General features: G+C 73.5%; 6 protein-coding genes. 1 reads left to right on the top strand and 5 read right to left on the bottom strand.

Going from position 1 to position 7,949, the window contains the following annotated elements:
• Window positions 1-111 precede the first annotated feature (111 nt).
• From ACFV2S_RS24015 to ACFV2S_RS24005, 3 genes are all read right to left on the bottom strand, one after another.
• Window positions 112-534 (bottom strand): hypothetical protein, encoded by a 423-nt coding sequence (locus ACFV2S_RS24015; RefSeq protein WP_385562649.1) that lies wholly within the window; start codon window positions 532-534, stop codon window positions 112-114.
• 1 nt (window position 535) lies between these two features.
• A complete protein-coding gene (locus ACFV2S_RS24010) occupies window positions 536-4,657 on the bottom strand; it encodes an SGNH/GDSL hydrolase family protein (protein ID WP_385562646.1) in 4,122 nt (1,373 codons plus the stop codon).
• 305 nt (window positions 4,658-4,962) lie between these two features.
• Window positions 4,963-5,166 (bottom strand): DUF2191 domain-containing protein, encoded by a 204-nt coding sequence (locus tag ACFV2S_RS24005; protein ID WP_385562643.1) that lies wholly within the window; start codon window positions 5,164-5,166, stop codon window positions 4,963-4,965.
• A 64-nt stretch (window positions 5,167-5,230) separates the two neighbouring features.
• Between ACFV2S_RS24005 and ACFV2S_RS24000 the strand changes: the two genes are divergently transcribed.
• On the top strand, window positions 5,231-5,950 hold the full coding sequence (locus tag ACFV2S_RS24000) for an NAD-dependent deacetylase (RefSeq protein WP_385562640.1): 720 nt from the start codon (window positions 5,231-5,233) through the stop codon (window positions 5,948-5,950).
• On the opposite strand, the gene ACFV2S_RS23995 is transcribed toward ACFV2S_RS24000, so the two are convergent.
• Window positions 5,947-6,447 carry a methylated-DNA--[protein]-cysteine S-methyltransferase gene (locus ACFV2S_RS23995; protein ID WP_383788984.1) on the bottom strand — a complete coding sequence of 167 codons (501 nt, stop codon included), beginning with the start codon at window positions 6,445-6,447 and terminating at the stop codon, window positions 5,947-5,949. The two genes, ACFV2S_RS24000 and ACFV2S_RS23995, sit on opposite strands and share 4 nt — an antisense overlap.
• A gap of 22 nt (window positions 6,448-6,469) precedes the next feature.
• On the bottom strand, window positions 6,470-7,948 hold the full coding sequence (locus ACFV2S_RS23990) for an AlkA N-terminal domain-containing protein (protein ID WP_385562635.1): 1,479 nt from the start codon (window positions 7,946-7,948) through the stop codon (window positions 6,470-6,472).
• Between the last annotated feature and the right edge of the window lies 1 nt (window position 7,949).

The raw sequence follows: 7,949 nt of genomic DNA, 5'->3' as shown, positions 1-7,949 counted from the left end.
TCGCCGGGGTGGCGTCCCCCGCGCTGCGGAACCCGCGGCGGGGTCCGCGGGGGGGGGCGTCGTCGGGGGAGGCGAGGGGCCGGCCGGGACGTCCCGGCCGGCCCCCTGTGTTCACCGCCGGGTGCATCCCTCGTCCCGTGGTGGCAGTGCCACCCGCGTGTCGAGGCTCAGCGGGAGCGGCAGTACGAAGCGGTAGCAGCCGCCCGGGTCCCCGGGCCGGTCCGGGTAGGTGACGACGATCCGTACGGCGGTGCCGTCGGACTCCCGGGTGTGCGGGTGGGGCCCGGTGGCGGCCTCGACCTCGGCGTCGGTCAGCTTTCCGTCACCGGCCGCCGTCTCCAGCCTCTCCCTGGTCAGTTCCGCGCTCGTGCGGTCCGGGACGGAGCTCTTCGGCTCCGCGGGCCGGCCGAGGCCCCGCGGGAGCAGGACGCCCGCCGCGAGCAGGCCGAGGACGACCAGGAGGAGGCCGCCGAGGAGGACCCAGACGCACCCGCCCGCGAGCGGGCGGGTGCGTCGGCCGGGATCTCCTGACACGTCAGGGGGTTCCGGTGTATCCGATGGCGGCCAGGCGCTGGCTCATGACGCCCGCGTAGCCGCTGGTGCCCGCGTTCTTCGGGTGGAAGGACTCGCGGCTGATGCAGCTTCCGCCCATGGCGCCCCACAGGCAGGAGGCCGGCTGGGCGGCCGGGTCGCCGAGGTGGAAGTCGCCGTCGCCGTTCGGGCCGATGACGAACTTGTTGATCCACTCCGGGTCGTCGCAGCCGCTGTGCCCGACGAAGGCGCCGACGGGGTCGGCGTACTCCACGTTCTTGCCTCCGGACCGCAGCGAGTCGGTCATCGCCTTCTGCCGGCCGTCGGCGTAGTTGACGAGCTCGGCCAGCGCGCCGACCTCGGGCATGTCGTAGTAGAGCGATCCGGCGCACTTGACCGAGCGGCTGAGCAGCTCCGGATAGCCCATGAGGACGATCTTCGCCTTGGGCGCCTTGACGGCGATGTCCTCGACCACGGACTGCAGGTCGGGGATCATGCGGTCGACGATCTTCTTGTACTTCGGCAGGAAGCCGGAGTCGGAGCTGCAGTCGCCCAGACCGCCGCACTCCATCATGGCGCTGGCGAAGCCGCCCTCGTCGTTGCCGCCGAGGGTCAGCATGACGAGGGTCGTGTCGTCGCTCAGGACTCCCGAGTCGACCTGCCGGATCTCGCCGAACTGCCCCTCGTTGTGGTTCTGCGGGTTGTTGCCGCTGGGCACGTAGGCGACGTTCTTCGTCATCGCGCCCGAGCAGGCGACGAAGGCGAGGTCGGCCGCGGAACCGCGGGAGTCGGCGATGGCGCCGAGCGACTCGGTGGTCCCGGGGAGGACGAGCTTGCGCGACCAGGCGTTCGCGCTGCGGCGGCAGGCGTTCCACGCGGAGGTCCCGTGGTCCTTGTCGCTCTCCTTGGAGTAGGAGCCGGCGCCCTCACCGGAGGTGAAGGAGTCGCCGAGGACCGCGACGATGTGCTTCGGCTTGGCGGCCAGCGGCTGGAACGCGACGGCGTCCCAGGCCACGTCCTCGTCGCCGGTGCCGTCCAGGGTCCGGCTGCCCAGCTTCACGCGCGGGGTGCCGGTGACCTTGTACACGCCGAGGGTGACCCAGGTGTTGGCCTTGTACTTCTGCCCGAGCACGCGCTTGCGGGTGAAGGAGCCGCTGCCGGTGTCGATCTGGTACGCGGCCTGCTGGGTGTGGGCCCCGTGGTCGGGCACGTGGACCATGATCCGGACCCACTGGTCGAGGGACTTGCCCAGCTTCCAGGTTCCCTCGGTGTAGAGGCGGTTGCCGTCCGTGTCGCTCTTGCGGGTGTGGGTGAAGAAGAAGTGGTCGCCGTACCCGGCGCCGATCTGGTGCAGGTCGATCTTGCCGGGGTAGGTGCCGTTGGAGCCGGGGAAGATGCCGGCGGAGTCGGCGAACGTGAACGAGAAGCTGCCGGCGGACGTGCTCGCGCCGCAGGTGTGTCCCGGCTGGCCCATGGGTGTGACGCCGTTGGGGACGTCGTCGACGACGAGCGTCCCGGCGGGCAGCCCTGAGGAACAGGCCGGCGGGTACGAGGTGTTCTCGTTCGGCTGCTCGGGATAGTCGGCGTTGTTGAAGCGGTGGACGGCGTTGCCGCACTCGGCGGCCGCCTCACAGTTCTTCCAGGTGACGGCCTCGTGCCACCAGCACTTCAGGTAGAGCGGGTTGGTCTCGTCGGGGTCGCCGGGGAGCGTGCAGGGACCCTTGCCGGTCTGGTTGCTGGAGCCGTCGACGATCTTGCTCATGTCGCAGTCGTTCGACGCGGTGCAGAAGAGCATGTTCGGGGGCTTGGCCCGGGTGCGGTAGGCGTTGTTGTTCCACCACGCGGCCCGGTATCCGGCCTGCATGTCGTCGGGCTTGAACAGCGCGGAGATGGGGCGGGCCGCCCAGCCGATGACCTTCTCCTGGTACGGCCAGTCCTGCGGGTGCGCGGCGTGCGAGTAGTCGTCGCCGCCGCCGGAGGCCTCCAGGAACGGCGGACGGTTCTCCTTCCAGAGCGGGTTGGCCGGGTTGTTGGTCCAGCCGACGCCCCACTTGCCGCCGTTGCTGCCGGCCGCGGACTGCGGGTGGAAGCCCGAGTTGTACGCCCAGAGGGCGAAGAACCAGTTCTCGATGTACTTCGGCTTGCCGCCGTTGACGGTCATGCCGGCGGCCCGCGTCTCGTTCCACTTGGAGGCGAGGATCTGCGCGCCGTAGGCGATGTTCGCCGAGTAGTCGAGGGCCGCGGCCTCCTTCTGCGCGGTCGACAGCTGGGTGTCGGACAGGCGCATGCCGTCGGTCACCTGGGTGATGCCGTAACCGCAGTCGGCCTTGGCCCAGTTGACCGCCCAGGGGTCGGCCTGGTTGCCGCTGGCGGAGTACGAGATGCCGTAGTAGTTGCCGATGAGCGAGTTGCCGGAGACGCCGGGGACGGCGGTCCGGGCGGCCTGCCACATGTTCGACTCCTGCGCGGTCACGCCGAGCAGGATCTGGGCCGGGATGTGCCACTCGTCGGGGCGGTCGACCACGCCGTTCGGGTCGCCGTGGAGGACGGGCAGCGGGAAGAGGACCTGCGGGCTGTACGCGGACATCCCGGTGTTGTTCCAGTTCGCGGGCCGGTTCGCCCACTTGTAGAGGCCGTCGATGACCGCCTGGTCGACGGCCCACTCCACCTGCCGGGGCGTCGGCTGGAGTGCCTGCTTGCGGACGTCGCCGCGCGGCACCGCGCACATGCGCTCGGCCTCGACCGGGTCGGTGGGCGAGCCCGCGGCGGCGAGGGCCGCGCCGGAGGCGCCCTTCGCGGTACCGGTGGACGCCGCGCCCTTCGCGGGCGACGGGGCAGGCAGGGCCGGCGAGGTCTCGCCGCCTTCCGCGATCCGGGCCGGCGCGACGGGTTCGGCGCCGGGGAAGGTCTCCAGGTCCACCTTCGCGTCCGTGCCGAGGACGTGGAGCCGGGTGCGGACGGCCCGGGACTCGTCACCGGTGCTCTGGCCGGCGAGCGGCGCGTCGGCGCCGGGGGCCCACGTGGTGCCCACGGCGGCCGCGCCGAGGGTGGACACGCGGTCGTCCTTGGCGAGCGTGCCGGGGTTCTCCACCCCGGCCGGCAGGGCGCCTTCGGTCCTGGCCCGGCCGGTGACGTACACCGTGCCGTCGGCGGACGCGGACAGGTCCCAGCCCGTCAGGGGGCCGCGCGCGAGGGTCGCGGGGCGCGCCCCGCCCTGCCGGATCTGCTGGGCGCTGACGCGGCGGGCCGTGCTCTCCTGGGCGCCCTGGTCCGTGGTCCGCGCGCCGGGGGCGTCCGGGACGCGCTCGATGAAGGTGACGCCGCCGGACCGGTCCGGGCGCAGCTGGAAGGGGACGGAGCCGGTGCGGGCGATCTCCTTCTCGGCGCCGTCGGCGCCGACGCGGACCAGGCGGTTGCCGTGGGCGGCGACGATGCCCTGGTCGGTGGGGACGGCGGAGGTGACCTGGCCGTCCAGGCGGACGGGGGCCGCGCTCCTGCCGGTGGCCGCGTCGACGCCGATCAGGCGGGTGGCGCTCTGCTTCTCGCCGTCGTGGGAGAGCTGGCTGAAGACGGCCTTCTCGCCCGCTCCGCAGCCGGGCGAGAAGTACGCGAGGGACGCGGTGTACGGGAGCTTGGTGACCTGGCCGGTGGTGAGGTCCACGACGGCGGTGAAGGCGCCGCGGACCATGAGCTCCGGCTTGTTGGTGAAGGTGCGGGGGGCGTAGGCCACCGCCGCGCGCTTCCCGGAGCGGGTCACGCAGGCGTTGCCGATCCACGCGTCCGTGTCGAAGCCGGGCTCGTAGAGGGTGGCCGCCGTCTTCCAGGCGTACCCGTCCTTGGCGTCGGCGACCAGGAGGTGGAAGCCCGTGGCGTCCCCGGACGTGGTCCAGGCCCGGTCCTTGGACGCGCGGTAGCCGGATCCGATCTTCTTCGCGCGGTCGCCCGCGGGGATCCGGTCGGGGGTGGAGTCGGCTCCGGGGGCGGGGCTCTGCGCGGACCAGCCGGCGGCGGCGCCGGGCGGCGGCGTGTCGGCGGCGAGGGCGACTCCGGGGAGCAGGCTCACCAGCATCGCGGTGGTGCCCACGGCGGCGGTGAGTCCCGCGGCCGTCAGGGTCGTGGTCCGCATCCCCGGGGTGTGGCCGGATCGGTGTGCTCTGCTGCGCCCTGTGGGGCGTATGAGAGGTGGCACGAGGTTCTGTCCTTCACTCGGCAGTGGTCGTGGTGGACACGAGCCGACGCCGTCGGGGAACGCTCGACGGCACTGCCGCGCACGCCTTTCCGCCTGCCCGGGGGCAGGCGCCCCCTGAACGGCGCCGAAACGGATCGCACAGTACTGCGCCACCGCCGGAAGGTGTAGACCTCTCAGGAGTACGCCGGGAGTTTGACGCGAAACCGCCCTCGGGGTGCCGAGCGGCGCCCGCCTGCGGCCCCTCAGCCCTGCGGGGGTTCCGGCGGGACGATCTCGCCGGTGCGCTGCGGTTCGTCGCGGCTGACGGCGCGTGCCTCGGTGCGGTGGCCGCGGGCGATGTAGTCGCGGACCACGGCCTCGACGGCGTCCTGGGGGTTGCCGATGCCGGCGAGGACCATGACTTCCACGACGAGTTCGGCGTCGAGTCCGATGTTCACCTCGGCCATGGCTGGAACCTGACACCGGGAAACCCGCTCGCGGAGGTGTTCGACGGTGCCTAGGGTCTCGGGCATGACCATGGTCGCGATCTTCACCGGTGCCGGCATCTCCACGGACTCGGGCATCCCCGACTACCGGGGTCCGAACGGCCTGTGGCGGCGGGACCCCGGGGCCGAGCGGCTCGTCACGTACGGGCCGTACATGGCCGACCCGGAGGTGCGGCGGCTCTCGTGGCGGATGCGGCTGGACGGTGCGGTGCCGGCCGCCGAGCCGAACGTGGCGCACCGGGCGATCGCCGCGTACGAGCGGACGAGCGGCAACGCGCTGCGGGTGGTCACGCAGAACGTGGACGGGCTGCACCAGGCCTCCGGGGTGTCCGAGCGGAAGGTCCTCGAACTCCACGGCTCGGCGCGGTCGGTGGTGTGCACGGCCTGCCACGCGCGCTCGTCGATGACGGAGGCGCTCGACCGGGTGCGGGCCGGTGAGGACGACCCGCCGTGCCGGGTGTGCGGCGGGATCCTGAAGGCCGCCACGGTGATGTTCGGACAGCGGCTCGATCCGGTGGTGCTCGGCACGGCCCTGTCGATCGCCAAGGCCACCGAGGTGTTCGTGGTGGTCGGCAGCAGCCTCCAGGTGAATCCCGCGGCCTCCCTCGCGGGGGTCGCGGCCGAGCACGGGGCCCGGCTGATCATCGTGAACGCCGAGCCCACGCCGTACGATCCGGTCGCCGACGAGGTGGTGCGCGAGCCGATCGGCACGGCCCTGCCCGCGCTGCTCGACCGTCTGCGCTAGAAGAGCGCGTCCGGCGCCGCCGTACCCGACTCGAAGGCGAGGAGCCGCTGCTTGCGGTCCAGGCCGCCGCCGTAGCCGGTGAGGCCGCCGCCCGCCCCGATCACCCGGTGGCAGGGGACGATGATGCCGACGGGGTTCTTGCCGTTGGCGAGGCCCACGGCCCGGGAGGCGCCGGGGCTGCCGAGCTCCTCGGCGAGTTCGCCGTACGTCCGGGTCTCGCCGTACGGGATGCGCAGCAGCTGTTCCCAGACGCGCAGCTGGAACGGGGTGCCGACGAGGTTCAACGGCAGCTCGAATTCGGTGAGTTCGCCGGCGAAGTAGGCGTCGAGCTGGTGGATCACCTCGCCGAAGGGACGCGGGTCGGGCTCGCCGAAGGTCTCCTCGGGCGGGCGGTGGCGCTGGCCGGTCATGTGGAGGCGGCTGAGGACCCCGTCGACGGCGACGAGGGTCAGGGGGTCGTACGGGCTGTCCACGACGGTGTGCCGGATGGCGGGCATGGTGCGGGGTCCTTACGGTCCGTTACGCGGGGAGGAGGTTGATCGGGTGGTCGTCGGTCGCCCAGAGGTACTGGACGGCGTAGGCGCGCCAGGGTCGCCAGTCCGCGGCGCGTGCGGTGAGCGCGGCCGGGGTGCCGGGCAGGCCGAGCCCCTCGGCGGCACGGCGGACGCCGAGGTCGCCGGGGAGGAAGGCGTCGGGGTCGCCGAGGGCCCGCATGGCGATGATCTCGGTGGTCCAGGGGCCGAAGCCGGGCAGGGCGAGCAGCCGGGCGCGGGCCTCCTCGCGGTCGTCGGCGGGGCCGAGCGGCAGCGAGCCGTCGGCGAGGGCCCGGACGAGGGTGAGGAGGGTGGTGCGGCGGCTGCGCGGCAGGGCGAGGGTCTCGGGGTCGAGCGCGGCGAGTGCGTCGGGGCCGGGGAAGAGGTGGGTGAGTCCACCCTCGGGGTCGTCGACGGGGACGCCGTGCGCGGTGACGAGGCGGGCGGCGTGGGTGCGGGCGGCGGCGGTGGAGACCTGCTGGCCGAGGACGGCCCGGACGGCGAACTCCGCGGGGTCGACGGTCCCGGGCACCCGGCGGCCGGGCGCCCGGTCGACGATCGGGGCGAGCAGCGGGTCGGCGCGGAGCCGCTCGTCGACGGCGACGGGGTCGGCGTCGAGGTCGAGGAGCCGGCGGCAGCGGCTGATCGCGTGCGTGAGGTCGCGCGGGTCGGTCAGGGAGAGCCGGCAGGCGATGTGGCCGTCGCGGGGGGCCAGGGCGACGATGCCGTGTCCGTACGGGAGGCTCAGGGTCCGCCGGTAGGCGCCGTCGCGCCACTCCTCCACGCCGGGGACGGCGGTCGCGGCGAGGTGGCCGAAGAGGTTGGACGGTTCCAGCGGGGTGCGGAACGGCAGCCGGAGGCTGATGACGCCGGGGGTGGCGGCCGGCCGGGCCGGGGAGCGGCGGGCGGCGCGGGAGCGGAGCTCGCCGGGGGTGAGCGCGAAGACCTCGCGGACGGTGTCGTTGAAGGTGCGGATGGAGGAGAACCCGGCGGCGAAGGCGATCTCGCCGAACGGCATCGGGGTGGTCTCGATGAGCAGCCGGGCGGTCTGGGCGCGCTGGGCGCGGGCCAGGGCGAGCGGTCCCGCGCCCAGTTCGGCGAGGAGCTGGCGTTCGATCTGGCGGGTGGACCAGCCGAGCCGCCGGGCCAGGCCGGGGACGCCCTCGCGGTCGACGACGCCGTCCTGGATGAGCCGGACGGCGCGGGCGACGGCGTCGGCCCGGACGTTCCACTCGGGCGAGCCGGGGCTGGTGTCGGGCCGGCAGCGCTTGCAGGCCCGGTAGCCGGCGCGCTGGCAGGAGGCGGCGCTGGGGTGGAACTCCATGTTCTCGGGCTTGGGCGGGACGGCCGGGCAGCTGGGGCGGCAGTAGATCCGGGTGGTGCGGACGGCGGTGAAGAACACGCCGTCGAAGCGGGCCTCCTTCGACTGGACGGCCCGTACGCAGCGCTCGGTGTCGGTGTGCATG

The sequence above is a fragment of the Streptomyces sp. NPDC059695 genome, from assembly GCF_042733785.1.
Classification (GTDB): domain Bacteria; phylum Actinomycetota; class Actinomycetes; order Streptomycetales; family Streptomycetaceae; genus Streptomyces.
Note: the sequence above shows the minus strand (reverse complement) of the source record. Positions and strands in the feature narration are given on the sequence as shown.